This window comes from Candidatus Nitrospira nitrosa, assembly GCF_001458735.1.
GTDB classification, from domain to species: domain Bacteria; phylum Nitrospirota; class Nitrospiria; order Nitrospirales; family Nitrospiraceae; genus Nitrospira_D; species Nitrospira_D nitrosa.
On record NZ_CZQA01000001.1, the window covers coordinates 745,307 to 771,893 of the forward strand.

The following is a 26,587-nucleotide window of genomic DNA, read 5'->3' on the forward strand; positions in this document are numbered from 1 at the left end:
ACGGATGACCCTCCATGCCATTTACCGTCGAACCCACTTGACCCCTTCAACGACGGCCAGCGGGAGCAGCCCGATGACCACCATCAGCGCCCAATCCTCAATAGGTAAGGGGGCGACTTTGAAGATAGGCTCCAGGATCGGAATGGTCAAAATGCCGACTTGTAGAGCCAGAGAAACCAGCACTGCCCAGATGAGGGCACGGTTGCTCGTCACCCCCACCTTGAACAGCGACCAGCGATCGCTCCGACAATTAAAGGCATGCACTAACTGAGCAGCGACCATCACGGTAAACGTCACTGTTCGAGCCTGGTCAATCGGCTGCTGCCAGATAAACAAACTCAGCGAGAAGGCGCTCAGAGCGATACCCGCCAACAGTAGCCCTTCTCCGGCGATAGCCCACAACCTGCCACCATCCAGGAGGCGTGCCTCGGTCTGCCGCGGCGGCTGCTGCATCAGATCCGGCGCTTTCGGATCGACCGCCAGGGCGAGAGCTGGGAAACCGTCCGTCACGAGGTTCATCCACAGAATGTGAATCGGCAGGAGCGGAAGCGGCAGGCCGAACAGGGTCGCAAACAGCATGACGAGCACCTCGCTCATATTGCACGACAAAAGAAAATGTACCGTCTTCCTGATGTTGTCGAAGATACCCCGCCCCTCCTCGACCGCGGCGGCGATCGAGGCAAAATTGTCGTCCGTCACGACCATGTCCGAGGCTTCTTTGGTCACATCGGTGCCGGCAAGACCCATCGCCACACCGATATCCGAGGCCTTAATCGCCGGCGCGTCATTGACTCCATCACCGGTCATGGCGACAATCGCCCCGTTTCGCTTCCAGGCCTGCACCACCCGGAGCTTATGCTCGGCAGATACCCGGGCGTACACCGTCACACGCTCGACCTGCTGCATCAATTGCTCGTCGGTGAGACCATCAAGCTCAGCACCGGACAAGGCCATGTCGTCATTGCGTTGCAAGCCCAGCTCACGAGCGATCGCGACCGCGGTCTCCTTGTGATCACCGGTGATCATGGCGGTTCTGATGCCGGCTTGCCGGCAGAGACGGACTGCCTCTGTCGCTTCAGACCGCAATGGATCTTTCATCGCGAGGAGCCCGAGAAAAATCAGGTCGCACTCGACTTCTTCATCAGCATGTACCTGGCGGCCAAGAGGTCTATAGGCGACGCCCAGGACCCGGAGGGCTTGCTGCGCCAACGACGCATTGGCGTCGTTAATCTGTCGCCGATGTTCTGCATCAAGCACCTCGATCCGTCCTTCTGGCGTCATATGTGTGGCACAGCGCTTTAGTAAGACATCAGGCGCTCCTTTGCTGTACACCTTGCAGCCTTGCTCCGTTCGGCGGACAATCGTCATCATCTTCCGCTCGGCATCAAACGGAATTTCCCTCTCCCGTGGCGCTTGGCCTTCCAATTCGGCCTTGGTGAGACCGACCTTCGCGGCCGCCACGAGCAACGCCCCCTCGGTCGGGTCGCCGATGATCCGCCAGATCCCCTTCTCTTGTTGCAATGTCGCGCTATTACACAACACCGCAGCGGTCAGAAGATCGCGCAGACCAGGGGGAAGTGCTGATTGCTGGGTGCTGGGTGATGGGTGTCCTGATCGATCCGATGACTGAGTGTTCAGCACTCGTGCCTCGGAACTGTGTTCTTTGATTTCACCCACCGGCTCATACCCCTCGCCGGTTACCTCGAAGGTTTCGCTGCCGACAACCAATTTCGTCACCGTCATCTCATTTTTCGTCAACGTACCGGTCTTGTCGGTGCAGATCACCGTGGCAGAACCGAGTGTCTCGACGGCGGGAAGTTTTCGAATCAGCGCATGTCGCTTAGCCATCCGCATGACGCCCACCGCCAATGTGACCGTCACGACCGCAGGCAGACCCTCAGGTACAGCCGCTACTGCCAGACTGACCGAAATGAGAAACATCTCCACCAACGGTTCTCCCCGGAGAAAGCCGAGCATGAATACGATGGTAACAACGCCGAGCGCAAGCCACAGGAGTGTCGAACCGAATTGTTCCAATCGGCGCTGCAACGGAGTTTCGGCACGCTCCGCCTCGGCGGCCTTCTGAATCAAAGCGGCGATCCGACCAAGTTCCGTACCCACGCCGGTCGCCACCACCAGTCCATGAGCCTTACCGGAGACGGCCACGGTACCCATGAAGACCATATTGCGCTGATCGGCCAACGGGACCTCGGCTTCCTCAAACCACTCTGCCTGTTTCTGCACCGGTGTCGACTCGCCGGTGAGTGAGGCTTCTTGCGCTTGGAAATTCGTCGTGTAAATCAAACGCGCATCGGCTGGAATCCGGTCTCCGGCCTCAAGGGCAACCAGGTCTCCCCTCACCAGTTCTCTGGCCGGGATGGACTGCAGTGCCCCGTCGCGGATAACACGGGCCATGGACACTGACATCTTACGCAGGGCTGCCAGCGATCGCTCGGCTCGGAATTCCTGCACAAACCCCAGCACCCCATTAAAAAACACGATGGCGAGAATCGCCGCTGTATCGATCCAGTCTTCTAATAGCCCAGAGACAATGGCCGCCCCGATCAGCACCCATACGATGAGGCTCGTGAATTGCGAGAGAAAAAGTTTCAACAGCGAGGGAGGTTCGGCTTCGGGTAGTTCGTTGGGACCTTCCTGCGCTCGGCGGCGTGCCGCGTCATCGACAGGCAGGCCACTATTGAGGTCTGTCCGGAGTTCATCCGCCAGGGCTTGTGCAGGCCCGGCATACCAAGCTTTCCTCCCGGTGTTTTCACTCGATGCCTGCAATCCCTTTTCCATACGAGTCACATTCCTTTCCTAAGGCACTTCCCAGCAGGGTGCATGCCAAATGGAGTGCCCCCCCCATGATGCATTTTTAGGCAGGGCCTTGTGGCGTAATGCTACGTGAGCAGAGCAGCATGGTAGCCAAATGCAACATATCTGAGGTGAGGGACGGTGAGGAGTGGCTGAGGGGCTTCTTGTTACCCGTTAAAGAGGAGCCTGAGACCTAAGACGTAGACGATAATCGTTCACAAGCTATCCGGCTCGATCAGCATGAGTCGTCGTTCGGCTCGGTATATGATCCCCATTAACCCAATGTTCATCATGACGATCGACCACAGGACTGTACGCGCATAGGTAGAGCTGACGGTGCTCGGCGTCCTCCCTGTCGATAGGCGAGATCGGCAAAGACGAATCCCGGAATGCTCACGATTAAGGCTCCTGATGGAGTCCGGACAGAAGGACACACCTCACAGTCGGGAACAGACTACCCGGCAAGGTGTGAAGGTCCGATCACAATGAGGCGCGCGGCTGGGTGCCTACCATTGATCTCGGAAAAAGAGGAAGTATCCGATCGCGACTGCAATCGCTTGGAGCAGGATAAACCAGCGCAGGAGCCCCCAATGGGTTCCTGCTCGGCTCTCCACCTGTCTCATACTCGCCATCATCGACGGCTGAGAGAGGATGAACGACGCCACCACTTCCCGAGCATCTTCTCGGTTGAGGTTTCGCTCAAGCTGAACCTGTTCGATCGCTTTATTGCGGTCTCCCTGCAACAGCGCTTCCAAAGCCTTCTTGGGAAGCTCAGCATCCCATTGAATTTCGTTCGCCATAGTTGGGGGAGTGTACCAGAAAAGACTTCTTCCCGTCTCCATGATTTCCACCCGATATTCGGTGAGGCTTCTGAATAACCTGCCTCTCGATTATCCCCGGGGGACATCCTATATAATGTGGTTGTAAGCGACCCATCCCCCTATACCGCATCCTCAAGGAGGAGATCGAAAACGGAGGGCAATCATGACTACCGTCACTGCACAGATCCCTTTACACGAACACGTTCAATCCTTTGTCCGTACACCTCGCAAGCTACTGATCGGCGGTCGATGGCGCGACGCTGCGTCAGGAAAAACATTTGCCACCTATAACCCCGCCACCGGCGACATGCTTGCCCACGTGGCCGAAGGCGATCGTGCCGATGTGGATCACGCCGTCACGGCAGCGAGAACGGCGTTCGAGAGCGGTCCCTGGCGAAAGCTCACCGCCTCTGAACGTGGACGGCTGATCTGGAAACTGGCCGACTTGCTCGAAGCCCATGCCGAAGAATTCGCCCAACTCGAGTCACTGGACAACGGAAAGCCGATCGGCGTCGCACGGGTAGCTGACGTCCCGCTTGCCGTGGACCTGTTTCGGTATATGGCCGGTTGGGCGACCAAGATCGAAGGGAATACGATTCCCATCTCAGTCCCCTACACTCCCGGAGCTCAGTACCTGTCCTACACCCTCCGCGAACCAGTGGGAGTGGTGGCGCAGGTCATCCCCTGGAATTTCCCGCTGCTGATGGCGGCGTGGAAACTAGGGCCGGCCCTGGCTGCCGGCTGTACCGTGGTCTTGAAACCGGCTGAACAGACGCCACTGTCGGCATTGCGATTAGGCGAACTGATCTGTGAAGCGGGCTTCCCGGACGGCGTCGTCAACATCGTGCCGGGATTCGGCGAGACCGCCGGTGCGGCACTCGCCGCACATCCGGATGTCGACAAAGTGGCCTTCACCGGCTCCACGGAGGTGGGGAAGCTCATTCTTGGCGCCGCGGCAGGAAACCTCAAGAAAGTGTCATTGGAGTTAGGAGGGAAATCGCCGAACATCGTGTGCAAGGATGCCGACGTGGAATCCTGCATCCCGGGAGTGGCGAGCGCGATTTTTTTCAACCATGGCCAATGTTGCTGTGCGGGCTCCCGTTTGTTCATCGAAAAGGGCATCTTCGACAAAGTCGTCGAAGGAGTGGCAGCCGACGCAAAGAAGATCAAAGTCGGGCCGGGAATGGATCCCACGACTCAAATGGGCCCCCTCGTCTCAGATGAGCAACAACGGCGCGTGCTCAGCTATCTGGAGTCTGGATTTTCGCAAGGAGCAACGGCTGTGGTGGGCGGACGCAAACTCGGGAACAAGGGCTACTTTGTAGAGCCGACCGTTCTCGTGGATACGAAGCAAGATATGAAGGTCATGCAGGAGGAGATCTTTGGACCGGTCGTCTGTGCCATGCCGTTCACGGATATCGAGGAGGTGCTGCCCGCGGCAAACAACTCTATTTATGGCCTAGCAGCAGCGGTGTGGACCCGGGACATCAGCAAGGCCCACCGTATCGCGGCGGAGCTACGGGCCGGCACGGTCTGGATCAACTGTTACAACATCCTCGACGCGGCCTTGCCGTTCGGCGGCTACAAACAATCGGGCTGGGGGCGAGAAATGGGCCACGACGCGCTGGAACTCTACACCGAGGTGAAAGCCGTCACCGTGCGGTTGTGAAGAAGAGTAGTCTGAGCTGTTGGCGCTTCCGGAGGACAAGATCATCACGCTACGGTGTGGCGCGCGATAGTTCCTTTTGTTTGTGGTAGGCAGTGACGCTCGACCAAGGATCCTGATCAGGGCCATAGACCCCAGTCGCAAGATCGCGCGCGATTTGGCTGCGCTATACTTGAGATATGCTCACCCTGACGCGGTACACCCTCCCTGTGCTGATGTTTCTGCTGTTCAACGCAACGGCAAACGTCAGTCCAGCACAAGTCATTCTTCGCTCCCGACCACCTTCCCTGCACTCGTATGCCGTGACATCTATTCAAGCGATTCTGTCTGACCCAAGACACTATCAGTTCCGAATCGTACGAATCCGAGGCGTCGTGCAATCCATTACTCAGGTCCCGAACTGGATCAAGTGCGGTTTTGCTCCCGCTCATAAGATACGTGTGGAGGACGAGTCTGGCGGACTGACGGTGATCGATCAAGGACCCTGTGCACGAAATTCGAGGAACAGCGGATCGCTTTTACCGGAAACACTTGTCGGAGGTGAGCAGATTGATGCTCTCATTTTTGTCTCGTTCACAAACCATCCGTGGGAGTCTCCCAATCCGCCTGAGGGGCTTATCCAGGAGCTTGAACGATTCCAATAACAGAGCTAAACCTTTCTTTACCCTTCAGAATCCCTAGGACCTGGAGAGCATTTCAGACCGGGAGCCACGTCGTTTTGTGCAAAGCCGAGTTCAGCACGAATTCCATCTTTGGATAGCAGCAGGAAAAGATATCCCATCGCTCAAAAATGAGCATCATGTTACGTTTGCACACCGCTTATGGTACGTCGGGGTGATCAAACAGTTGAGCCCCACAGCATAAGCGACGCGTTTCCCTCTTTAAAACACCATCGCATGATCACAGAGGTATCGTCCGTTCTGGTGCACCAATACCATCTCCGCCACAAACTCGCCTTTGGCTTTGGTAAAGCGTTGTTTCCAAATGATCGCTGCCGAATCCGGCCGCTTGAATACGGCGACCGGCTGACGTTCCGCGAAGAATCCCTTCTCCGCCTGATATTGCTCACAGACCTTCCGGAGATACTCTTTGGTCACGATCTTCTTCATCCGATCACTGAAATCCCTGACGTGCGCCTCGTAATCAATTCGGGTAGAAGCCTCCATCAGATGATCCATGATCGGAGTTGCGATCTCGAGAATGTCTGTGTCGGACAGATCCTCAAAATTCATACCGTTTCCATCACGAGTGAACGATTTGGTTCAGCCTGGAAACCCTATATAGGGAACCTACTCTCACACGCCATATAGGCTTCGTCTCACCACACCGCTCGACCGATCTTTTCGGCATCATAGTAATTGTTTTCGCCCTCATCGACATGCGTGCGGATCATCCGAAAGCCTAGACGTTCAAGCGCACGCGTGTACCCGATTCGCCCGAGCGACCAACATTCGAGACCTGTGGCAACATCCCGCCAGGCTCCCATTTCAATAGGCGCCGTGAAGAGGAAACGTCCTCCCGGCTCGAGGATCTCTGATACTCGATCAAGGAGGGCTAGCTGCTCGTCCTCGTGAAGAAAAGACAGGAGACCGATCGAGATAACGGCCTCGAATGTTCGCCCAAAGTAGGTACTGTCCAGAGCCGACGCGCATTGCGTGGGAATCGTGGGAAAGCGTAATCGAAATTGTCTCAGCAATGTGGGCGATGTATCGATCGCCCATACCGCGAGCCCAGAGTCCACGAGAACCTGAGTAATAGGATACCCTCCGCCGCAGGCGATTTCGACGATGGGAGTACCAAACGGTAGCGATCGTGCCCAACGCTCAATAAGCTCCACTCCGACACGGGATCGGTCTCGATCGTCAAGATACCGCAGGGCCTGCATTTCGTAGAAACGGCCGACATCGATCATACGGCTACTTCCTCCAATAAAGAATCATGGGTGAGACTGAGAGTCCTCCGGTTCGATGCCATGACCCTCAATCGCGCGATTCGGGAAAGAGAGTTCCAACACCACACATCCCACATCCGTCTTGAATGGACCATGCTGCTCGCCAGGAGGGCGGCTTGCGTAATGGCCTGCTTCCAGCCAGAGACCAAAGGCGTCGTCATACAGACGTCCGCTCACAATGAACACCTCCTCCGGGTAGGGATGGGTTTTCCCGCCAAACTGTGACGTGTCGGCGCCAGGGAGAAAGCGTGTCAGCCTGGTGTACTCGCCGCTTGTGGGGTCGATACTCAGCGTCAGTTCCTCCGCCATCCCTTCCAGACCATGGATAGGTGTCCACCGTTCTCGATTTTCAGAGCGTAGCGGATTCCAGTACGGTGTCGTTGATTTCGACATTGATGAACTCCAAGCTGCGAAGTGGATGCAGGTTGCTGAACAGTCCACTCACATCCATCTCATAGGGTTTGGGAGTGAACGTCGTCTGTGCGGGTAGCCGCTGCCTATGTGGGGGTAAGAAGCTCACCGTATCGAGGACAGCCAGACTCTGCACCGACAACACAAACTACTCTCTTCGATGTGCTCACACAAGTCTAGATTGCTGGCATGGTTTACGAGAACACTGTTCGGAGGAACGATATCCAGCCGCTACATGAGCCCTATCCGTTTAATGCACAGCATCTTGTTTCCACCGCGTTGGAGCTCGTAAGGCACGGTTCGGATTTCACGGTGGTAGCCATTGCGTGTCAGATCCTCCAAAAGCGGCGAGAGATAGGGAGACGGCTTCAACGCGAGAGTAAGCAGGGGAAAGACGCGGACTTCTTTCGCGACGCGCAACATCTCAAAGACAGCGGCACGGTGAAACTCGTAGGAAAAGTGATCCGAATATAAGAATAGAAAATGTGAACAAAGGGCAAGCTCAAACTGTGCGTCAGAACAATTCAGTCGGGGAAGCTCGCCGGTGACATAACGACCGTCGGCTTTCCCTTGTTCGTAGTCGGTGAGAAATCGCGTGAGTACCTGAATGCGACGCTCTCGCAGTTGCTCGGGTGACTGGTGGAACGTCCAGACCCAATCGTTCGGAGTCTCCGTAATCTGCCGTATGATTCCATCGACAACCGCATAGAACCGTTGCTCAATCTCAGCGGCTGAGAACGCATACAACGGATCAACAGACAGCACGCGCTTCCCCAGGACCTGCATCTCGGCATTGAAACTAGCCGGGCCGTCCGCCACACCGATGATCTTTTTGTCCAGATCATCGGAGGACAAGGAAAACATCGCCTGATATTCATTGAGTGAACGACCGAATGGAACCACCTGATCTAATTCCATGGCCATGGGTGTCTACCGTCTAGGAACGAGGCATCACGATTCGATACAGCAGGTACAGCAACAGAATGCTTATGGTAACGACCAGCAGCAGCGCCCATTTGGACCAGAAGACCGAGGGATCGACCAGAGGTGTCGTATAAATGTACAGATCACCATTCTGGTAGACACGCCACGGGATGCCCGGAGCGAGATAATGGGCCGCGTACCGATACGTGGCTGTTCCCTTGATGATCTCGTCCAGTTCGTGATCGAGTAGAGCTACCCAGTCACGATTGAACCGTGGGATGCCATGTGCGCCGAAGAACCGCGTGTCGGAATTGGTGAGGTGTAACAGCCGCGTGCTGTTCTCCTTGTACGCCGTCAGGTCGGATCCCGATGCAAAGGCGATGATGCCGCCCAGATGTCGATACACGAAATCGCCGGTGAAGACCTGATTGCGACGCTGATCGAACAGCACGACCGATTCCGTGGTATGCCCCGGCAAGTTGAAGACCTCAACCCTCCGGCCTCCAAGATCGAGGACCTCCCCATCCTCAACGAGATGCGCGACCTTGAGCGGTCGCCAATCCGTCCCGTGCGACTCCAATGGGCCAATCGTGTAGGTCCCGTCTTTGATGGCGCCACGGATGTCCGGGCGGTCGATGAGGATCACACCGTCGAACACAGCGGCATCGTAGATATGGTCGTAGTGGAAATGGGAGAGGATCAGCGAGATCGGTTTGTCACCTGTGTACCGCTCTGCCACTTTGCGCATGGATCGAGAACCGGCCGGCCGTTCGCCGCTGCCCGCATCGAACATGAGCGCTCGGGTCTCTCCGACGAGGAGGTACGATGTGTTGTACTGAGAAGATTTCGGTTCGTTGATGGCAAAGGTCTGTGCATCGATCGCTTCGACCGCATACCAGTCATCGATCATGTGTGACGCAGGACTGTAGGTTTCTCCTCGGTGCACGTCGCCGAACACATCGCCAGGTTCTGCAATTCGATCCATGCAACCGGTCACGCTGGAAGCAGCGATGACGACAGCTATGGTCAACTTGAATGTCACCTGCTATTAGACCGTGCGTGCCCCTGTAGGCGTCAGCCAAGGAATAGCTGCTCCGCACGACAGGACCGCGCCTTCTACAAAGACGGGGGGCATGTATGCGTGCGAACGAATTTCACTGCTCCGCTGTATTCTTGGCCGAGACATCTTTGCATTCCAGGAAGGCCGTCACAAGAGGATGTGGTCTTGCTGGTGTGGAACGTTGCTGAGGGACAAAGAGCGTCCCGATGAAGAAGGGGTGACCAGGGTATTCGACAACACGAACTTCCCCTTCCGAGTCTGATCCGGATACCTTGAGCGGCCCCTGTTTCAAAAGAGAAACAGACTCGGGATTCACCCCGAAGTTGCAATAGTAGTGTTCCTGCACCGATGTCGCACCATAGATCCCAGCTGCCTGAGACACAGGGACGAGACTCAACGTCATCTCACGGCCCACCAATGAACAGGCAAGCCGGGAAATAAAGAGATTCGAGGCAGAGGGATCATATTCGGCATGGTGCGCATCCGTGAATCCCAGGACATTGCGGGCGTATTCGATCACGAGATGTTGGAATCCGCCGCACGTGCCTAAACAGGGAACTCGATGTTCCCTCGCATAGCGAATCGCCCAGAGGGTCTTCTCCATGTTCTTGTATGGGCTACCCGGGGCAACCAAGATGCCGGAATACCGCTCAAAGAGCTGTGGCTCGATCTCTGCGGTTGATACCCAATCGGCGGCGATATCCGCTCCCAGGACGCTTCGAGAATGCTCAATCGCCGCATCGGTCGCCTGGTGCGGCTGATAGGAAGGTCTGTATTCACCAAGTACAGCGATCAATCGTCGCATAGCGGTTCACCTGATAGGACTGTCTGTCCAGGACACAGAAGTACTATCTGCAATGTAAGCGAGAAAGTCTAGGCGCTCGCGAGGTTCCCAAAACATTGACGAGAGATCCATGCTGAATGATCTCACCGTATCAGAATGGAATACTGGAAGAGATAATCTGCTCATCAGCAGTTCCGATTCGTCATTGACGGGGCACAAGACGAATAGTAGCGTGACACGGGAGGCCCCTATGACAATCCATATTGCCTGCGCTGAAATTCAGGATGTAGAGATCATTGCCACCATGGTAGGCGAACTCTTGAACGAAATCATGGCTGCTGTGCAAGACAAGGCCTTTGGGTTTGATCATGCCCGCACCGTAGATCGAGCCGAGTCATGGATGACGAAGGGCTTGTACATGGTGTTGCTTGCACGGGTGGACGACCAGCCGATCGGGTTCCTTGCTCTCTATGAAAGCTATGCCCTCTACACAGAAGGTGTGTATGGCACGATCCCGGAATTCTATGTCCGATCGGCATACCGTTCCCAGGGGATCGGATCAGCCCTGCTCACCGAAGCCAAGGCGATCGGTCAACAACGAGGCTGGAAACGCCTTGAAGTCACAACACCCCCTCTGCCGCAATTCGATCGCTCTCTGAGTTTCTATCAACGGAACGGGTTTACTATCTCGGGCGGACGGAAGTTGAAGCTGAACCTATGATGAAGCCGGTGATTCAACTTGCGAAAACTGGTTGCGGCATTGCGAGTGTGGCGGTGCTGGCGGGGTGAGCTATACCGCAGCCAAGTGTGTGGCCAATCGGATGGGCATCTCTGTCACAGATAATCGCTTGTGGTCAGAGACCGCTCATGTGCGTCGACTCCTAAAGCAATATCGGCTTCGCGCATCAACAAGAGAAATGCCGTTCCATTCCTGGGAAACGCTCCCGGATCGCGCACTCTTAGCAATCAAGTGGCATCGCGTAAAAAATCACGCCTTCTGGCATTGGGTGGTCTTTGTTCGGGATGCTGATGGTGTCTACATACTGGATTCAAAGCGCAGTCTGAAGCAGCATGTGCGAAAGGATTTCTACCGTATGAAGCCAAGGTGGTTTATTGAGGTACACGAATCGCATTCTTTGAATGCTATCGCTTTCTGAATTCTTGGTTATCGCGTTCTTTAGGGCGTTAAAATGGCTAACTGGCCCATGCAAATCTTGCAAGCGGCAGTTCTCTACTTTCTTCTAGTGTTTGGATCCGGATTCGTACTGGGAATCGGACGGGTTCTTCTCGTTGTTCCACTACTCGGTGAGAGAGCTGCCGAGCTGATGGAAATGCCGCTGATGCTCACCGTGATTGTAGCCGCAGCGAGGTGGATAGTTCGTCACAAGCTTGATGGTCGGCAGTCTACGGCACTGCCCATTGGCTTCATCGCTATGGGACTCGTGTTGCTTGCTGACTTGGCCGTGGGAATGTGGCTGCGAGGCATGTCTGCGAAAGAGGTGTTCCTGAACCGAGATCCGGTATCAGGCACCGCCTACTACGCGGCTCTCCTGTTTTTTGCTATCATGCCCACCATCATCGTTCGGCTGCGACAGACGTAGTCTCTCGCATAGAAGAATGTTCTGTGCGGCATTCACGCCGCAAGAACTCAGGATGCTCAAAGGCTGTCCAGCAAGGCCGTAGCGAGCGAAGAGGCGAGGCGTACGCTGCGGTACGTTGAGTCCTCTGAGCGATGCGAGAACGCCGCTGGCGGACTTTTTCAGCATCCTGTTAGAACAGCGGGTGGTGTGGAGCCGACGCAAAGGGAGCGGCAGCCGGCACTTCTCCCGCATTGCCCAGAAATCGCCAGTTCTCACCGTCCTTAACCAAATAGTGGACCTCGCGGAACCAACTGTCGAGGGTCACTCGCTTTCCACTCTGTTCATCGGTGCCATACAGCCCTCCGGTGCAGGTCACCTCAACTCGTAGTTTTCCATCCACCTTCAGCACCTTGATGTCAGAAAACAAATGGAGCGACTCGAGGGCCTTGTAATGCTCGAACACTTCGCTCCAAACCCGCCGAACGTCGGCTTGTTTCAACCCGTGGTAGTCGTAAGACGGAGCATAAAACTGCATGAGCATATCAAGCGCTTCTTGTTGTAACCCTGATTCTGCCCGCTCAAATGCTGCGACGACCCCTGTTACTACCGGATGATGCAGCAAACTGTTCTGTCCACTGATCTTCTTGCCTTCCACGAGCAGCACCGTCTCCGGCAACACCTGTACCTTCGCCCACACCAAAACCGGTGCGAGCGCACAGAAGACGATCATACTCAACACAAGCAAGGGCCATGCACTGCGTGCACATGTCATGTTGCCTCCATGAGAACATCCCACCCTCTCATTACCGCATGTCGCGTTTGGAAGTGTTGGTTTCATGATAGGACTGCTAGACATACCCACATAGTCACAAACCCCAGATCACGAAATACGCGATGCCGGCCGCCACAACCAACACCCCCACCATCCATCCGATGAATCTCCGTTTGGCCGTTGTGAGCACCTGATCGACCTTCTTCTTAAGCGCCGGCTGTGTACCAATGTACGTGACCACCAGTTCCTTTGCTTCCGCTACACCGATACCCCGCTCCTTGCGCACGATATTGATCGCTCCGACCACATTGCCCTGCCACAGGGTATCAATCGCGGCTTTGGACAGACGTACGGAACGATCTAGCTTGGTTGCCATATCAGGTGTATTGGTGGAGTAGATGAACCATTACATTCGCACGAGCGTGGTACCAAGATCTATATTCCGTCTCTGGTTCCTCTTCTGTTCCCTTCTTCTAAGTCTAACGTGCTAAAGAAGCAAGCTTTCTGAAATACCCACCCACGTATACGTTGCATCTCTCACAGGGAGCAGGGCATCATGCCCTGCTCGTTCGCCGAACGCTATGCCTCTGTCTCTTCAGGTCTTCATCGTAACCTTTGTCATCGGAATCTTGCTCCGATCCCGTGGCATCTTGACGAAAGCGCATGCCGAACGGTTGGCCACCTTGGTGTTCTCCGTCAGTCTACCGGCAACGATTCTGGTCTCGCTTGATTCCGTCGCCCTGACCTCGACAGCCTGGAAGCTCCCGTTGGCTGCCTGCCTTATTACACTCCCGATGGTTTTCAGCTCCTGGCATCTCGCCCGGTTCCTCTCGCTTCCGCGTGAGACGCAAGGCGGGTTTGTCTTGGCCACGAGCTCCATTAATTCTGTGTATTTTGCCTTCCCCGTTATTCTGGCCACATTCGGCGAAGAGGGTCTGACATACGCCGTGCTCTTCGACCTCGGTCAAACGACGCTGACCCTCACCGTTCTCTATGGTCTCGCGGTGTGGCACAGCACGCAGAGTGCCGCTCGGAGATCCGCTGCAATCCGTTTCCTGTCATCACCACCTTTATGGGCTCTGGTTTGCATTCTCACCGTCAAATTGTCAGGGCACCATCTACCTCTCTGGCTTCTTGAACTACTCAAGCCATTGCACGTCACCACGACGCCGCTTGCCAGTCTGGTGCTCGGCCTCTCAATCAGTTTCTCCACGATCCGGCGAACGGCGCGTCTGGCCACATTGGGTGTGGCGACACGGATCGGTGGCGGGCTGCTGCTCGGAGCGATCGCCGTGTGGATATTAGGTCTGATCGGAGTGGAACGAGCAGTCGTGCTCCTGATCGCCGCGATGCCCTCGGCGGTCAGCGCGCTGATCATTGCCGCTGAAACGCATATTGATGAGGAACTGGTGGCCTCGATCGTCGCCCTTTCCATTTGCCTCGGCGTGCTGATGCTCCCCTGGCTCCCTCGACTGGCCGTGATGCTGTTGGGATGAGCTCCTACTTCCTATGACGGCTTGCTGAGAAACCTGGGTCGATCCCGAACGGAGACCATTTTCACGAGATCCCGCACAGAGAGCACCCCAACGATCTTCCCACTTTCCGTCACGGTCAAGTGTCGCACCCCCTGCTCGGCCATCATCTTACTGGCGTCACGGACCGTGCGATTGACATCGATGCTGAGCAGAGGCGAGCTCATCACCGCACTGACGTGTGTGTGCGCTGCCGTACGATTGACCGCAAGTCCTTTCCGGATCAGGTCGCACTCGGTCACAATGCCGACGATCTCGCCTGCCTCAATGGTCAACAAGGACCCGAGCCGCTTCTCGTGCATCAACTGAGCCGCAGTGAGAAGAGACGCATCACTCGGAATCGTCGCAAGTGTCGTTGCCATCAGGATGCTCAACGGACGGTAGACCTGGTCAAGCTCGCTCACCGGGCCGCTTTCCACATCCACAAACGATCGTACCAAGTCCCGCACGGAGATGATCCCGACAATCTCTCCAGCTTCCACCACACAGAGGTGACGGATATGATTGGTTTGCATCAGATGGCTGGCATCCAACATGGTTCGGTCCCCCGTGATCGTCACAATCGGACTGACCATCACCTGATTCGCCGTCGCCACCATGGGGTCTAATCCCGCAGCCAGAACTTTTCGTACGAGATCCGTCTCCGTCAGAATGCCGATCGGCCCTCGGGTGGGATCTTCCGACTCGACCAAGAGACAGCCGACCCGCTTGATGCCCATTCGTTCAGCCACAGCCATAACCGTCGCCTTCTGTGAGACGACCTCCAGGTAGCGATGCATAAACTCCTTAACAGACCCACCCCTATGCTCACCCATCTCGGCTCCTTGTCTCATGATAAGGTTGTTCGCTCCATGACAATCTTTGTCAGGAATCCCTGATGACGACTATATCCGATTACTGATCAGAGTATGAAGGAATACGCGCTTGATCAGTAAGAGCATCTCCGCATCCTTCGGAAGGAGGAGTCACCCTGGCAAACCCATGACCCATGCTCCGTTCAGTGCTCCATGAACAGGGAAGGACCATCTTTTGAAAAGGATGTCTGTCCGTTTGAAGCCTCTCGAAGAAAGGATGGACCGTTTCGAGGCGACTCCTCATGTTACGGTGAAATACTAGATTCACTTGCCTTCACCTCCTTCACTTGGAACAGCTTCCGTGAGATCCTTCCAGCCTAGCCTCTTGAACAGGTCCCATAGACATAACCTGTTAAATTTACGTACGAATCTATCAATTTCTAGAAGCAGTCCAACCTGCTTCTCCGTCTGTGTCCCTTATGGCATTTAACTTGCTCCATATGGCTTTGAGACAAAGGACTTGCACTCTTAAGACCAAACACATGGGACAGCTGATGCCCCCTATCACTGTGCGAATTGAATGGTGTCGACAACGGTCGAGACAGGCTCCTACTGAACTAGAGGCGGATGGCTGGCAAGCCGAAGCGGATGGGCTTCGAGATGCCGTGATGAGGCGAGACCACATCGAAGACTATCGGCTCTGCTCTCCGGAAATTCGTGAGCGATACTTGCTGGGCCTCCAAGACGGGATCGCCATGCTGCAAGCGGCACGTGTGCAGCAGGCGCAATCATGCTGCTACTCCTCGAATTCCACAAGCAGTTCCCCGAATGGAACTCGGAACACGATCGGGAGGTGAATGATGAATTGCCAACGCTGCAATGGGCTCGCAGTCTATGATGATAGTGTCGTCGTACAAACTGGTTCGTCCTCGGAGGTTCATGCTTGGCGTTGTGTCAACTGTGGAATGATCGTCGATGAGGTCATCCACCGAAATCAGCAAGTCCCCTTGCGGCGAAAGGGATCGGGCGGTTCCAAACTCCGTCAATATGGGGATGCGGCTGCGTGACGGACACCTCTCCAAGGAACGTGTCCTCACCGTCCATTCAACGTCGAACAAATGGCAATACGCTCTCGGCTTCACTCCTCTCCTGATCCCGCTTCCACTCGCCGGAGCGCAGAAGCTTGCCTCCAAGTCCGACGGCTAGGTTGCGGTAGATAATCACACCGATATCGGGACGACGTCGAATGAGGTCTTCTAGATCTCGTCGAGGGAGTTCGGCGACCTCGATCTCACTCACTGCTATAGCCGTGGCAGAGTGAGGTCTGGCCGACAGGAGAGAGACTTCGCCGCAAGTCTCACCGGTGTGGATGGTGCCGATGACAGCCGGAGACGGTCCGCCGCTGATGGCAACCTGCCCCTGAAGTACGACATAGAGCCGGTCGTTTGGGTCGCGCTCGGCAAAGAGTCGCTCACCGCTTCGCATGCTTTTCACCGTGCACACGCCGGCCAACCTGGTCGCCTGTTCGGTATTCATTCCATGAAACAACGGAACTTCCTTGATCGCCCGCGCCATGCGAGGCGCAATCACGCACGTCGAAAATCCGCGCATCACGACATCGGCCACGGCTTGAACGGGCTCGGTCAGACCGAGCGGCCCCAAGTCTTGGAGCTTATTCAACCGCACCATTTTCACGATGTCGAGCCGTTCAACTTGATAGAACACCATGGCGGGCACATAGGCGACCGGAAGAAAATTTAACTCCAGCAACGTTCGCTGCATGCGCGGCGCATAGGCGCTGACATCGATTTCAATATACTCAATGCCCATCTCCTCCCGACACTTCCGCTCAAGTTCGCCCAGGAGAAAGCGCACCACATCATCAGCCAATGCAATGAGCTCGAATACCCGCACGGTGTGCTCAACCTGGTCCATCGTGTAGCCGACTGCTCCCACGACGTGAGTGCCGGAGCGAGCCAGAAAATAGTTGGTCTGGCGGGCTTGCAGCTTGAAGAAGCCGTAGTCCAACCGCATGGGCCCAAAGATCTCACGATTCCTGACTCGGCCTCGTTCAATCCGTAGCAAAGCCGGATAGCCCTCGGCTTGCAACTGTTCAAGCCGGTAGTCACCGCCTGTCGGATAGGAAGCAGAGTCTTCATCCACAATGAAATCCGGTGTAAACGGTGGTTGGCTCATCACGAGATCGGCCAAGGCATAGGCCTCGGGGATGATGCGCGGATTATTGCGACGCAAGGTGAGGGCATCACCAAAGTACCTGGCCAACAAGGCGAAGCTCTCGCGATGACGAAAGAAATGCTTGAGCGGGAGAAAGCCCGTGGCAAGAAATCCCTGTGCAAGGCTGATGCGTTGTGCATAGGGATGGATCGTGCGTGCGACGACAAGTCCCACATGCAGACGGTTCTTGATGGCCTCAAGCCGCTTGTCCATAAGCAGCTTCCCCACCTGCATTCGGCGATAGTCGGGATGCACGGCAAGACGGCCGAACTCTCCCACGAGATCGGAATGCGCCCCGAAATCGAACAGGACGGACGCCGTGCCGACCACACGCCCGGCCTCCGTGTCTTCGGCGACAAGAATCAATGCATCGTCCGTGAAGACCGAACGCTTCAGCCAGAGTTCGTCATACAGTTCTCGATGTGGATACTCTGTTCCGTAGACCGCGAGAAAAATTTCGCGGATCTGCCCCACATCCTCTTCACGGGCCTCTCGAACCCTGATCATGAGCGCCCCTTTGCAGTGGATCAGGAGGAGGTCGAGTGTTGACGAAGCTGCTGGCCGGCAATTCTGGCGATCGCCCGATAATAGACTGCCCCTACCGCCAGCGCTTCTTCATCAAAGTCAAACTTGCTGGAATGGGCCGGATAGCCTTCTCGACCAGGAACTTGGCTGCCGAATCGGACGTACGCTCCTGGAATCTTTTCCAGATAGTAGCTGAAATCTTCCGCCCCCATATTGGCTGTCTTCAGCGGCAACACATTCGCTTCCCCCACTGCCTCGATTGCGGCTTGCCGCGCGAGGCCCGCCATTACCGCATCGTTCACAAGAGGTGGTGTGCCTTCGGTTACCGTGACATGGATTTTCGCCCCGTGTAATTGCGCGATCGATTCAGCAATACGACGTACGGAGCTGAGCAACTGTCTGCGGACAGCCGGATCTTGCGCCCGCACCGTTCCTTCCAACTTGGCCTGCCCCGCGATCACGTTTGGTGCGGTCCCGGCATGAAATTGACCGACCGACACAACCGAGGGCCGGGCCGGATCGACCTCACGTGAGACGATCGTCTGTAACGCCATGATCATAAGGCTCCCCACCACGACCGCATCAATGCTTTCATGTGGTCTGGCTCCATGTGCTCCCTGCCCGATGATCTCAATGGCAAAATTATCCGACGATGCATTGACCGGCCCCTCACTCACCACGATGGTGCCGGGGCGGTAATGCCGATCCAGATGTCCGCCGAAGACCAGGCCTGCTCCACTAAGTGCGCCCTCCTGGATCATGGCGATCGCACCGATTCCTTTTTCTTCAGCCGGTTGAAAAATCAACCGCACCGGTGCCGCCAAGCCCTTCTCCTGGGAAAGCAACGCCGCGGCACCAAGCAACATGGTGGTATGCCCGTCATGGCCACACGCATGCATGATGCCGTTATGCGCCGACGCGAATTCGAGACCGGTTTCTTCTTGAATGGGAAGCGCATCCGTATCGGCCCGCAACACCACACAAGGCACTCCGGATCTCCCGTGAATGTCGGCGACGACTCCATGGCCCGCGACGTTCGTGCGGTGATGAATGCCAAGCTCGTGGAGAAACCTGCTGATGACTGTGGCCGTCCGAGCTTCCTGCCCACTCAGCTCAGGATATCGATGAAGCTCTCGCCGCACTGTGACTAATTTGTCATAGAGCTCTGGAGCAACCAATGCCATAGGAGCCCCCTCCGCGCACAAAGCCCAGACGGTCAGAAGACTTCACCTGGCCAAGACACCATCAGACTTCCTTGGCCTGCGCACCCGGCTGATAGACCGCATACACATAGACAGGAACAGACAAATGGCCGAGATGTTTCTCGATCAACGGCTTGACGTCCTTCCAATCGAGTCCACCGACACCGGTCGCCAAGCGAGGTAGGGCAACACTTTTAACCTTCTCGCTTTCAACCAACTTGGCAAGGGCCTTGAGACAGTGGTTGACGTTTTCGATTGTGGCTTTTCCCGGCTTCGCTCCATGACCGGGAGCAGCCTCCTGTGTAAAGAGACTCACGATTCGTACCCCACCCACACCGGCCCAAGTCCACAAGTCACCGGTCTTCGGTGTAAATGTTTGGCAGTAATGCCTGAAATCTTTGTACATCGCAGGCCACTGCTGTCGCAGGCTCAAGGCTAACCCGTTGGCATAGTTGTCGTTCGGAGCCACCCCATGCGCGACCATTTCAGCGGTTGTCCGTAAAATATCCCCCGTGACTTCTTTCAGCATAGACACTCCTGTTGAAGTATTGGTTGGAGCGGCATACCGCTCTTCGTTGCACTGTTCCCCCCTGATTTGCTCACCCTTGCGAATCCCATCTCATTCCGTTATGAACGTCGAACATTGTCCCTTAACCAGAGGCCACCCATGGTGCACATCCGGCCGGCAACCGAAGAAGATTTTCCTGCGATCCTCCGCGTACAACAGTCCGCCTTCGGCGAATATGCTTCGGTCCAGACCGTGAGCGGGTGGACGACGGAAACCCTTGAGAGCCTCAAAGCGGACGCCAGGGAAAAACAGATCTTTGTGGCCGTTGAAGACCAAACCATCGTCGGCTCCGTACGATTCTGGACCGTGGCCGGCGTGTGCGTCATCCGCCTGCTTTCTGTGAATCCCGGCCATCAGCACCAAGGAGTGGGCAAAGCCCTGATACGCGAGATCGAGCAGGTCGTGACCAATGCCCATAAGCTCTACGCCTGCACGATGTTGCGAACAGCTCGTAATATTCAGTTCTTTCTGAACCTGGGGTACAAGGCCGAGACCATCCTCCCCGATCACTACGATCATCTCGATCTCATTTGCTTCGCGAAATATCGCTGAGCGCCTCTCCTATGGATTCATTCGAAGACCACGGACCCTCTTGCCTCGAGCCTATGGCGTCTTTGCGCACCGAAACCCATAGCCGAACTGCCGGTTCATCGGTTGGGCATTGAACCGATGCGCAGATCGCAGAAAGTCCGTCACGTACAACCAAGACCCCCCACGTACGACCTTCTCATCGCCTTTTGCCGGACCAATGGGGTTCTTCTCCGGACTTTTCTTATACGTATCGAGCCCATACCAATCAAACACCCACTCCCACGCGTTCCCGGCCATGTCGTAGATCCCGTAAGGGCTCTTCCCCGCCTCGAACGATCCGACCGGGGATAAGGCCAGGTGGTCATCCCAATCCTTTCGCCCGTAATTGGCGTGGAGCCTGGTCGGAGCTTCATTGCCCCACGGATAGATCCGTCCATCGGTTCCCCGTGCCGCCTTTTCCCATTCCGCTTCAGTCGGCAGACGCTTACCGGCCCATTTGCAATAGTTGACCGCATCCTCCCAACTGACATTGACGACCGGACGTCTCAGATGTTGCGGTTGATTCATGACGCTCCAGTCCGGAGGCTCCTCCATTTCCGTGGCTTCCAAATACCTGGCGTATTGCCCGACCGTCACTTCATACTTGTCGATCCGGAACGCATTGAGATAGATCTGCCGCACCGGCTTTTCATCATCTCCCAGCATACTACCCCGGGTGAACGGCCCCGCCGGGACCAGCACCATCTGCAGATCGAGGTTATCAGCCTCTCCCATTCCTCCGGATGACCCGGCAGGGACTTGTTTCTTCGCCCCGGACAGAGACCGTGGAAGTTTGGCCTGGAGCTGTTGGTGGAGGACCTGCTGTTCAGTAGTCAGGCCCATTTCATGTGCGCTTTCGAGCGTCTCCTGGGCTTGCTTCATCTTTCCACCCGCCACCAAGGCTTTCGCTTCGTGCAGGAGTCTCCAAGCCGTTGTTTCCTCCCGTAACCGCCAGACCTTCGCTTTGGTCTTGGGCAAATAGGATGTCGTCCGCCCGGATTTGGCATCCAGATCCAGGGCGGTCTCGTAATGTTCCTCTGCGCAGATCCAAGACTCCAGCGCTCGACAGGCTTCGGCGAGGTTGAAATGGGCCTGGATATTCGACGGATCTTTCTGGATACCAGCCTCCAACGTCGTCCGTGCCTCTGCATACTGTTTGCTTTTCAATAAGGTCTCCCCCTTGGAAAACTCCTGATCCCCGGCCCCCGCAGCGTACACGGCTCCAGATGGTCCACTCACCCCCCAACATAGGAATACGCACAGCAAGACTGCCCTCTCCACTTTTCCGCGCATGGCAAGACCCCTCCCCGATTGATTGTAATCTCCCTCTGGAGTCAACCCCACCTCCAAACCAGGATCTCTTGCCATTCCTGGCCAGGCAAGCTCATTGAGCATCTCTTACAAGATTGATACCCATACCGGTGTTGGTTTTTGATTCCCTGATTCATCCCTATCGGACTGGTCAGAGAACGACATTCCTGTCCCATCCATATGGGTTGTCACCTCCACTGGCTCTGTTGAATTGACTCCGATCTCGGTGGGAAATCCACGAGGTGAACGGTTCTTCCCCTGAACCCCTACCGACAGCTCTAATCGCATTCGGAGAACTGTTCCGGTATCTGTCACAACACCACTGTATGTCCGAACAGTGGTGTTTGCTTGACAGCCGGCAGATGACCTGAATAAACAATTCTGCCGGTCGGTGATTCGATCCGTGATACCCCACCAATCGTGACTCCATGGCATGATGCGCTGGGCTCAAGTACATCCTTCCTCTCTTTACCTCCTCTCGCACAGGGCGTGCCCTCCAATCATCCAATTTTCCTGGTGCACTGCTCCATTTTCGTCGCCTATTGCCACAGCGCGAAGAGAACGCTGTAGCAAAACGCGACAACTCCTATTGGAACCGCTTGACGCTATTGATCGGCGAGTGTGAGATACTGATTTAGAAAGGGATCAACTCTGTATGGAAGTCCAAGCCCAGTTTCCACATGAGCAATCGTCTACGGGAGAATTTCGACGCCAGGCAGATTCGTTCCGCAACTGGGTCACTGCCGATGGCGGTTCAGGCTATCCAGCCGCTGCGGGTCGATATCATCTCTATGTATCATGGGCCTGCCCCTGGGCCCATCGGACGATCATCGTTCGCAAGCTGAAACAGCTCGAGTCCGTGATCGGCATGACCGTCGTGGACCCGATCCGCGATGAGCGAGGGTGGGCATTTCGTGAAGGTCCTGGGCACTCCCCGGATCCCATCAATGGATTTTCGTTTCTGAGTGAGGCCTATAAAGCGACCGACCCGCGCTATATCGGACGTTTTACGGTTCCGGTGCTGTGGGACTCCGTCACCAAACGCATTGTCACCAACTCCGACGACGACCTGATGAGAATCTTCAACGGTGAATTCAACCGATTCACCGAAAGTCCGATCGACCTGTATCCGGATGGACTGAGGCAAGAGATCGAGGAACTCAACACGTTCATTTACGAAAACGTGAACGATGGGGTCTATCGAGCGGGATTCGCCACATCACAACAAGCCTACGAACGAGCGGCCCGGCGACTATTCGCCGCACTGGATCAGCTGGATGCACGCCTCGCCACGCGCCGCTATCTCTTCGGGCCGGAATTCGTGGAGACCGACTGGCGCCTGTTCGTCACGCTCGTTCGGTTCGACGCGGTCTACCACGGACATTTCAAGTGCAACATCAGACGCATCCTGGACTACCCGAATCTGTTTGGCTATCTCAAAGACCTGTACCAAACCGACGGCATCGCCGAGACCGTGAATTTCGACCATATCAAGCGGCACTACTACATCACGCACGACGACATTAATCCGACTCGTATTGTCCCAGTCGGCCCTGACCAAGACCTCACCTCCGCTCATGGGCGGGAACGTTTATCCGGCTAGTTCCCTCGTCGCACGGAATTCGCATCGACGCTTCAGTCATCAGCTGCTCTCAACGCCGGCTACCTGTGCAATAAACTAGACAGCTCTGAGGATATTCTCCCCATCACCCCCTGTTATCTCAGCCTCACTTGGTAAATCCCCTCTGTCTTTACGCGACTTTTTAGCCGCGCATAAGAGTTGCTGTATGGCTATAGAGGCGAGTGACCTTGTGTCCGTTGGCAGGAATATACAGCATGGATATGGCCCTGAAGTCAGCGCCCGAACAAGACAGCGGATGTCGCAGCCACCCAGGGAAACCTGGTATTTTATTCATTAAAATGGAGGGGTTATGGAAAGCAGTCTCTTAATATTCGCCGTGGTCATGATCGGCCTTTTAATCGGTGGCATTATCGTCTACAAGAAGAGTGCATAGTAGGTCACGTCCTGATTTTTGCAGAGAAGTGTCCAACACCTTGTGCAGCGGCCTTACGAGATAAACTGAGATGCGGTAAGGTGTTCCTGCAGTTCTGAATCGGCTGAACTCTGAGTAGTGATGTGGTGGTGTGCTCGCTCCGTACTGGATCGAGTACGCCACTCCATCGTATATGAACCTGTGAGCCCTACCTGACGACAAGGACCGAGCAAGCGGTTTGCTGGACAAGTTTTAACGAGACGCTGCCCTGAAGAAAGCGCACCACAGCACTCCGTCCTTTTGCGCCTGTGACAATCAGATCCGGCTGTTCCAGATTCACCACCTTCATGATTTCTTCTGCCGCTGGTCCGACCCGAGGGAACTGTCTGACCCTGTACCCGACCTTTTCGAGTTTCGCGGCCTCTTGAGCCAGCAACTGTTCTCCTACCTCCTTCACCGCCGTATACCGCAAGAACGGCATGACATGCACCAAGAGAACCACGAGGGGCTTGCCGTCGGCCGTGGCCTTGAATCGTCTGAGCAGAAACTGAAGGGCCTTCCCCGATGAGGCAGACCCGTCTGTTGCAAACAAGATCCGCCGAGGAGAGTGAGGTGGCTCCTTGACGATCAGGACTGGAGTCGTGGCATGGAGCGTGACTGCGGTCGACACACTCCCTAACATGAATCGGTCGATGGCGTCCAAGCCTCGACTCCCCACCACGATCAATGAGGTACTTCCCGCATGCTTCAACAGCGCCGGTGCGATCGGCCCCTGTTCCACGCGGACGGAACCGGTCAATCTCAATTCACTCATCCGTTTCTTTGTGCCCTGTTCCACCTGCTGCGCTCGGCTTTCCAGCAGATGAATCGCCTCCCCAACATCCGGCTCATAGCCACTGACGGAGGGATAGGTAAGAGCGGGGACCCGGGCAGAATTGAGATCGACGGTATGGATCGCCATTACCCGAGGGGTAGACCGAAAGGGAATCTTCCCGACCCAATCCAGCGCCCATTCCGAGTATTTCGACCCATCGATCCCAATCACGACCTTCATCGTCATGCCACTCCTCCAGGCAGTAGGACATGCTGCTTCGTCATGCAGATCTCACCAACTGCTGTTGCCATTGCCTGAAGATCCCTCCACCGTATGATTGTCTTCCGCTTTTCATGATTGGCCATTGTCATCTCTTCGTCAGTCGCCCTCAGTCTCGTCATGGTGACGGGGCTAGGGCTTTCTCTCGTGGTTGCGCCAACCAGCGAATGTAGAGCAGGACGTGCTGCTTCTCTTCCTTCGACAACGCCCATTTCCAAGACCCCATCGCGGTGCCTCGTTCACCTTCGTGAATGGTCTGTGTCAGCTCGATATCGGACTTCCGCTGGACTGCAGGGCTCGTGAGATCTGCTGGTGGCGGTGTGACATTGAATGCGTGACCTTTTCCCTGTTCTCCATGACAGAATCGACAATACTCCCCATAGAGACGCTTCCCCTCCTGCAAATCGTAATGCTCTCGTAGGGCCTTCTCACTCCTCTGCTGCGCCGCACCGACGTCAGCAAACGGCAGCCCGTACAGAACAAAGAAGAGAGACAAGAAGACAACTCGGGATGACATCACCCTTCCCTCGCTCATCATACAGAGAGCGGTTGGCAACCATCGTGCCATTGGAACGAGCCACAGCGAGGTCGCAATCGAGTTATAACGTATTGCAAACACGGGGTTTCTTCGAACCGAAGGCCCTGGCTCTCTTCGAGAGTGGGGAAAATTTCTCAGAAGCCTTCTGATCACTGTCGCGGAATGCTACAGCAGCGGGACATGCAAAGCCGGAGGTCAATTCTTGGGAAGGCCGGCGACAATGACTGACGGCGGCGGCGAATTGGCAGAGCGACAAGGAACGGATCAGCAGATACGTGGGAGTTGCTCTCCCGAGAGAAGATCAAGGATCCTCTGCGTGCCCAAGACCGTTCGCAGCACCACCGGTGGCGTACTTCGATCCATGACCGTGCCGATAGAAGCTGCCTGGCTTGCGGCCTTGTGTCGTCGCATCACAGCCAGAGCGGCCTCGGCCTGCGATGCCGGCACCATGGCGACGAAACGTCCTTCATTCGCCACATAGAGCGGATCAAGCCCTAAGAGCTCGCAGGCTCCGCGGACCGGTTCGCTCACTGGTATAGCCGCTTCATCCACCGTCACGCCAACCTTCGCCGCTGTGGCCAATTCATTCAACACGCCGGCCAGCCCGCCACGAGTGAGATCGCGCAGGCAATGAATCTCGACGCCGTTGTCGATCAGGTCGGCGACGACGTGATGCAACGGGGCGGAATCGCTTTCGATGTTGCCGTTGAACATCAGCCTTTCCCGTACACTGAGGACCGCCACGCCATGAGCACCGAGACCGCCGCTCACCAGAATGGCATCACCCGGCTGGATCAACGTCGGCAACACACGAACACCGTTTGGGACCAGTCCAACACCAGATGTGTTGATGAAAATTCCGTCGCCCTTTCCGCGATCCACGACTTTGGTGTCACCGGTCACGATCGGCACACCCGCAGCCCGTGCAGCCTCAGCCATGGAGTTCACGACACGCTGCAATACCTCCATGCTGAGTCCTTCCTCCAGAATGAACCCCACGCTTAGATAGAGCGGCTTGGCACCACACATGGCCAGATCATTGATTGTACCGTTTACCGCCAGACTCCCGATATCACCGCCCGGAAAGAACAGCGGACGCACCACATACGAATCGGTGGTGAAGGCGAGTATGCCTTTTTCCACCGGCCAAGTCGCACCATCGTGAAGCGACTCCAACATGGGATTCTGAAAAGCCCGCACGAAGACGTCCTGAATCAACTCCTGCATGAGTCGCCCACCGCCGCCATGCGCAAGCTGGATAGTATTCTTCGTTGAGAGCGGCAGTGGGCAAGCAGGCTCAAATGGTTTATTGTTCATGGTTTGTTTCTTGTTTCGAGTTTCTGGTTACGGGTTTCGTGTCTCGCGTTTCGCGTTCGATCGGGCAGCTATCACGCAGCTCGGAACCAGAAACCCGCACCCCGAAACTCAGAATCCCCACTCCC

At 55.8% G+C, this 26,587-nt stretch carries 27 protein-coding genes; 8 read left to right on the forward strand and 19 right to left on the reverse strand.

The window, feature by feature from the left end; translation table 11 throughout:
- Nucleotides 1–21: 21 nt before the first annotated feature.
- Nucleotides 22–2,799 carry a cation-translocating P-type ATPase gene (locus tag COMA1_RS03530; RefSeq protein WP_090743858.1) on the reverse strand — a complete coding sequence of 926 codons (2,778 nt, stop codon included), beginning with the start codon at nt 2,797–2,799 and terminating at the stop codon, nt 22–24.
- A gap of 521 nt (nt 2,800–3,320) precedes the next feature.
- Nucleotides 3,321–3,656: a hypothetical protein gene (locus COMA1_RS03535; protein WP_141654206.1), complete on the reverse strand. Its 336-nt coding sequence runs from the start codon at nt 3,654–3,656 to the stop codon at nt 3,321–3,323.
- A 142-nt stretch (nt 3,657–3,798) separates the two neighbouring features.
- Here COMA1_RS03535 and COMA1_RS03540 point away from each other — a divergent pair, with 142 nt between their 5' ends.
- Nucleotides 3,799–5,304, forward strand: a complete 1,506-nt coding sequence (locus tag COMA1_RS03540) for an aldehyde dehydrogenase family protein (RefSeq protein ID WP_090743863.1) — start codon at nt 3,799–3,801, stop codon at nt 5,302–5,304.
- Between the two features lie 176 nt (nt 5,305–5,480).
- A complete protein-coding gene (locus COMA1_RS03545) occupies nt 5,481–5,945 on the forward strand; it encodes a hypothetical protein (RefSeq protein WP_090743866.1) in 465 nt (154 codons plus the stop codon).
- Between the two features lie 237 nt (nt 5,946–6,182).
- On the opposite strand, the gene COMA1_RS03550 is transcribed toward COMA1_RS03545, so the two are convergent.
- The 7 genes from COMA1_RS03550 to COMA1_RS03575 all read right to left on the reverse strand — a co-directional run bounded on the left by COMA1_RS03550 (nt 6,183) and on the right by COMA1_RS03575 (nt 10,452).
- Nucleotides 6,183–6,533 carry a hypothetical protein gene (locus COMA1_RS03550; RefSeq protein WP_090743869.1) on the reverse strand — a complete coding sequence of 117 codons (351 nt, stop codon included), beginning with the start codon at nt 6,531–6,533 and terminating at the stop codon, nt 6,183–6,185.
- An 86-nt stretch (nt 6,534–6,619) separates the two neighbouring features.
- Nucleotides 6,620–7,213, reverse strand: a complete 594-nt coding sequence (locus COMA1_RS03555) for a class I SAM-dependent methyltransferase (protein WP_090743872.1) — start codon at nt 7,211–7,213, stop codon at nt 6,620–6,622.
- 24 nt (nt 7,214–7,237) lie between these two features.
- Nucleotides 7,238–7,645, reverse strand: a complete 408-nt coding sequence (locus COMA1_RS03560) for a cupin domain-containing protein (protein ID WP_090743875.1) — start codon at nt 7,643–7,645, stop codon at nt 7,238–7,240.
- Complete coding sequence (locus COMA1_RS20965) at nt 7,602–7,808, reverse strand: hypothetical protein (protein WP_176697825.1); 207 nt, start codon at nt 7,806–7,808, stop codon at nt 7,602–7,604. Before COMA1_RS20965 ends, COMA1_RS03560 begins: the two co-directional genes overlap by 44 nt.
- A gap of 86 nt (nt 7,809–7,894) precedes the next feature.
- A complete protein-coding gene (locus COMA1_RS03565; protein WP_090743878.1) occupies nt 7,895–8,587 on the reverse strand; it encodes an SAM-dependent methyltransferase in 693 nt (230 codons plus the stop codon).
- 13 nt (nt 8,588–8,600) lie between these two features.
- Nucleotides 8,601–9,617 carry an MBL fold metallo-hydrolase gene (locus tag COMA1_RS03570; protein WP_141654207.1) on the reverse strand — a complete coding sequence of 339 codons (1,017 nt, stop codon included), beginning with the start codon at nt 9,615–9,617 and terminating at the stop codon, nt 8,601–8,603.
- A gap of 124 nt (nt 9,618–9,741) precedes the next feature.
- The gene (locus tag COMA1_RS03575; protein WP_090743884.1) at nt 9,742–10,452 is read right to left on the reverse strand and encodes a CTP synthase C-terminal region-related (seleno)protein; all 711 of its coding nucleotides are present in this window, start codon (nt 10,450–10,452) and stop codon (nt 9,742–9,744) included.
- Nucleotides 10,453–10,561: 109 nt separating this feature from the next.
- Between COMA1_RS03575 and COMA1_RS03580 the strand changes: the two genes are divergently transcribed.
- Both COMA1_RS03580 and COMA1_RS03590 read left to right on the forward strand, forming a co-directional pair.
- Nucleotides 10,562–11,152, forward strand: coding sequence for a GNAT family N-acetyltransferase (locus tag COMA1_RS03580; RefSeq protein ID WP_245630835.1), 591 nt, complete (start codon nt 10,562–10,564; stop codon nt 11,150–11,152).
- A 469-nt stretch (nt 11,153–11,621) separates the two neighbouring features.
- On the forward strand, nt 11,622–12,032 hold the full coding sequence (locus tag COMA1_RS03590; protein WP_141654208.1) for a hypothetical protein: 411 nt from the start codon (nt 11,622–11,624) through the stop codon (nt 12,030–12,032).
- 169 nt (nt 12,033–12,201) lie between these two features.
- Here the strand turns inward: COMA1_RS03590 and COMA1_RS03595 are convergent, their stop codons facing one another.
- Together COMA1_RS03595 and COMA1_RS03600 are read right to left on the reverse strand one after the other, a co-directional pair.
- A complete protein-coding gene (locus COMA1_RS03595) occupies nt 12,202–12,783 on the reverse strand; it encodes a hypothetical protein (RefSeq protein WP_090743890.1) in 582 nt (193 codons plus the stop codon).
- Nucleotides 12,784–12,877: 94 nt separating this feature from the next.
- Complete coding sequence (locus COMA1_RS03600; RefSeq protein ID WP_090743893.1) at nt 12,878–13,159, reverse strand: hypothetical protein; 282 nt, start codon at nt 13,157–13,159, stop codon at nt 12,878–12,880.
- A gap of 205 nt (nt 13,160–13,364) precedes the next feature.
- Between COMA1_RS03600 and COMA1_RS03605 the strand changes: the two genes are divergently transcribed.
- Complete coding sequence (locus tag COMA1_RS03605) at nt 13,365–14,279, forward strand: AEC family transporter (protein ID WP_090743896.1); 915 nt, start codon at nt 13,365–13,367, stop codon at nt 14,277–14,279.
- Between the two features lie 11 nt (nt 14,280–14,290).
- Here the strand turns inward: COMA1_RS03605 and COMA1_RS03610 are convergent, their stop codons facing one another.
- Nucleotides 14,291–15,130, reverse strand: coding sequence for a CBS domain-containing protein (locus COMA1_RS03610; RefSeq protein ID WP_176697826.1), 840 nt, complete (start codon nt 15,128–15,130; stop codon nt 14,291–14,293).
- A 521-nt stretch (nt 15,131–15,651) separates the two neighbouring features.
- Here COMA1_RS03610 and COMA1_RS03615 point away from each other — a divergent pair.
- Complete coding sequence (locus tag COMA1_RS03615; RefSeq protein WP_090743903.1) at nt 15,652–15,966, forward strand: hypothetical protein; 315 nt, start codon at nt 15,652–15,654, stop codon at nt 15,964–15,966.
- A gap of 247 nt (nt 15,967–16,213) precedes the next feature.
- Here the strand turns inward: COMA1_RS03615 and COMA1_RS03625 are convergent, their stop codons facing one another.
- From COMA1_RS03625 to COMA1_RS03635, 3 genes are all read right to left on the reverse strand, one after another.
- Nucleotides 16,214–17,851: a GNAT family N-acetyltransferase gene (locus COMA1_RS03625; protein WP_090743910.1), complete on the reverse strand. Its 1,638-nt coding sequence runs from the start codon at nt 17,849–17,851 to the stop codon at nt 16,214–16,216.
- Between the two features lie 20 nt (nt 17,852–17,871).
- On the reverse strand, nt 17,872–19,053 hold the full coding sequence (locus COMA1_RS03630) for a M20 metallopeptidase family protein (RefSeq protein WP_090743913.1): 1,182 nt from the start codon (nt 19,051–19,053) through the stop codon (nt 17,872–17,874).
- A 61-nt stretch (nt 19,054–19,114) separates the two neighbouring features.
- Nucleotides 19,115–19,600, reverse strand: coding sequence for a macro domain-containing protein (locus COMA1_RS03635; protein ID WP_090743916.1), 486 nt, complete (start codon nt 19,598–19,600; stop codon nt 19,115–19,117).
- A gap of 138 nt (nt 19,601–19,738) precedes the next feature.
- Here COMA1_RS03635 and COMA1_RS03640 point away from each other — a divergent pair, with 138 nt between their 5' ends.
- Complete coding sequence (locus tag COMA1_RS03640) at nt 19,739–20,191, forward strand: GNAT family N-acetyltransferase (protein WP_090743920.1); 453 nt, start codon at nt 19,739–19,741, stop codon at nt 20,189–20,191.
- A gap of 51 nt (nt 20,192–20,242) precedes the next feature.
- On the opposite strand, the gene COMA1_RS21325 is transcribed toward COMA1_RS03640, so the two are convergent.
- Nucleotides 20,243–21,502: an SUMF1/EgtB/PvdO family nonheme iron enzyme gene (locus COMA1_RS21325; protein WP_218055296.1), complete on the reverse strand. Its 1,260-nt coding sequence runs from the start codon at nt 21,500–21,502 to the stop codon at nt 20,243–20,245.
- A gap of 673 nt (nt 21,503–22,175) precedes the next feature.
- Here COMA1_RS21325 and COMA1_RS03650 point away from each other — a divergent pair.
- A complete protein-coding gene (locus COMA1_RS03650; RefSeq protein ID WP_090743923.1) occupies nt 22,176–23,123 on the forward strand; it encodes a glutathione S-transferase family protein in 948 nt (315 codons plus the stop codon).
- A 599-nt stretch (nt 23,124–23,722) separates the two neighbouring features.
- On the opposite strand, the gene COMA1_RS03655 is transcribed toward COMA1_RS03650, so the two are convergent.
- The 3 genes from COMA1_RS03655 to hypE form a co-directional block, all read right to left on the reverse strand.
- Nucleotides 23,723–24,574, reverse strand: a complete 852-nt coding sequence (locus COMA1_RS03655) for a universal stress protein (protein ID WP_090743928.1) — start codon at nt 24,572–24,574, stop codon at nt 23,723–23,725.
- A gap of 151 nt (nt 24,575–24,725) precedes the next feature.
- Entirely contained in the window at nt 24,726–25,124 is a 399-nt protein-coding gene (locus COMA1_RS03660) for a c-type cytochrome (protein ID WP_176697827.1), read from the reverse strand.
- Between the two features lie 285 nt (nt 25,125–25,409).
- Nucleotides 25,410–26,462, reverse strand: a complete 1,053-nt coding sequence (gene hypE / locus COMA1_RS03665) for a hydrogenase expression/formation protein HypE (protein WP_090743934.1) — start codon at nt 26,460–26,462, stop codon at nt 25,410–25,412.
- Between the last annotated feature and the right edge of the window lie 125 nt (nt 26,463–26,587).

Coding starts and splice junctions, on each gene's coding strand:
- COMA1_RS03535 (WP_141654206.1), bottom strand. CDS start 3,656: ATGGAGACGGGAAGAAGTCTTTTCTGGTACACTCCCCCAACTATGGCG.
- COMA1_RS03560 (WP_090743875.1), bottom strand. CDS start 7,645: ATGTCGAAATCAACGACACCGTACTGGAATCCGCTACGCTCTGAAAAT.
- COMA1_RS03625 (WP_090743910.1), bottom strand. CDS start 17,851: ATGATCAGGGTTCGAGAGGCCCGTGAAGAGGATGTGGGGCAGATCCGC.
- COMA1_RS03530 (WP_090743858.1), bottom strand. CDS start 2,799: ATGGAAAAGGGATTGCAGGCATCGAGTGAAAACACCGGGAGGAAAGCT.
- hypE (WP_090743934.1), bottom strand. CDS start 26,462: ATGAACAATAAACCATTTGAGCCTGCTTGCCCACTGCCGCTCTCAACG.
- COMA1_RS03610 (WP_176697826.1), bottom strand. CDS start 15,130: ATGGGTGAGCATAGGGGTGGGTCTGTTAAGGAGTTTATGCATCGCTAC.
- COMA1_RS03575 (WP_090743884.1), bottom strand. CDS start 10,452: ATGCGACGATTGATCGCTGTACTTGGTGAATACAGACCTTCCTATCAG.
- COMA1_RS03595 (WP_090743890.1), bottom strand. CDS start 12,783: ATGACATGTGCACGCAGTGCATGGCCCTTGCTTGTGTTGAGTATGATC.
- COMA1_RS03540 (WP_090743863.1), top strand. CDS start 3,799: ATGACTACCGTCACTGCACAGATCCCTTTACACGAACACGTTCAATCC.
- COMA1_RS03590 (WP_141654208.1), top strand. CDS start 11,622: ATGGCTAACTGGCCCATGCAAATCTTGCAAGCGGCAGTTCTCTACTTT.
- COMA1_RS03550 (WP_090743869.1), bottom strand. CDS start 6,533: ATGAATTTTGAGGATCTGTCCGACACAGACATTCTCGAGATCGCAACT.
- COMA1_RS03605 (WP_090743896.1), top strand. CDS start 13,365: ATGCCTCTGTCTCTTCAGGTCTTCATCGTAACCTTTGTCATCGGAATC.
- COMA1_RS21325 (WP_218055296.1), bottom strand. CDS start 21,502: ATGCGCGGAAAAGTGGAGAGGGCAGTCTTGCTGTGCGTATTCCTATGT.
- COMA1_RS03545 (WP_090743866.1), top strand. CDS start 5,481: ATGCTCACCCTGACGCGGTACACCCTCCCTGTGCTGATGTTTCTGCTG.
- COMA1_RS03555 (WP_090743872.1), bottom strand. CDS start 7,213: ATGATCGATGTCGGCCGTTTCTACGAAATGCAGGCCCTGCGGTATCTT.
- COMA1_RS03600 (WP_090743893.1), bottom strand. CDS start 13,159: ATGGCAACCAAGCTAGATCGTTCCGTACGTCTGTCCAAAGCCGCGATT.
- COMA1_RS03650 (WP_090743923.1), top strand. CDS start 22,176: ATGGAAGTCCAAGCCCAGTTTCCACATGAGCAATCGTCTACGGGAGAA.
- COMA1_RS03565 (WP_090743878.1), bottom strand. CDS start 8,587: ATGGCCATGGAATTAGATCAGGTGGTTCCATTCGGTCGTTCACTCAAT.
- COMA1_RS03630 (WP_090743913.1), bottom strand. CDS start 19,053: ATGGCATTGGTTGCTCCAGAGCTCTATGACAAATTAGTCACAGTGCGG.
- COMA1_RS03580 (WP_245630835.1), top strand. CDS start 10,562: ATGCTGAATGATCTCACCGTATCAGAATGGAATACTGGAAGAGATAAT.
- COMA1_RS03655 (WP_090743928.1), bottom strand. CDS start 24,574: ATGACGATGAAGGTCGTGATTGGGATCGATGGGTCGAAATACTCGGAA.
- COMA1_RS03615 (WP_090743903.1), top strand. CDS start 15,652: ATGGGACAGCTGATGCCCCCTATCACTGTGCGAATTGAATGGTGTCGA.
- COMA1_RS03635 (WP_090743916.1), bottom strand. CDS start 19,600: ATGCTGAAAGAAGTCACGGGGGATATTTTACGGACAACCGCTGAAATG.
- COMA1_RS03640 (WP_090743920.1), top strand. CDS start 19,739: ATGGTGCACATCCGGCCGGCAACCGAAGAAGATTTTCCTGCGATCCTC.
- COMA1_RS03660 (WP_176697827.1), bottom strand. CDS start 25,124: ATGTCATCCCGAGTTGTCTTCTTGTCTCTCTTCTTTGTTCTGTACGGG.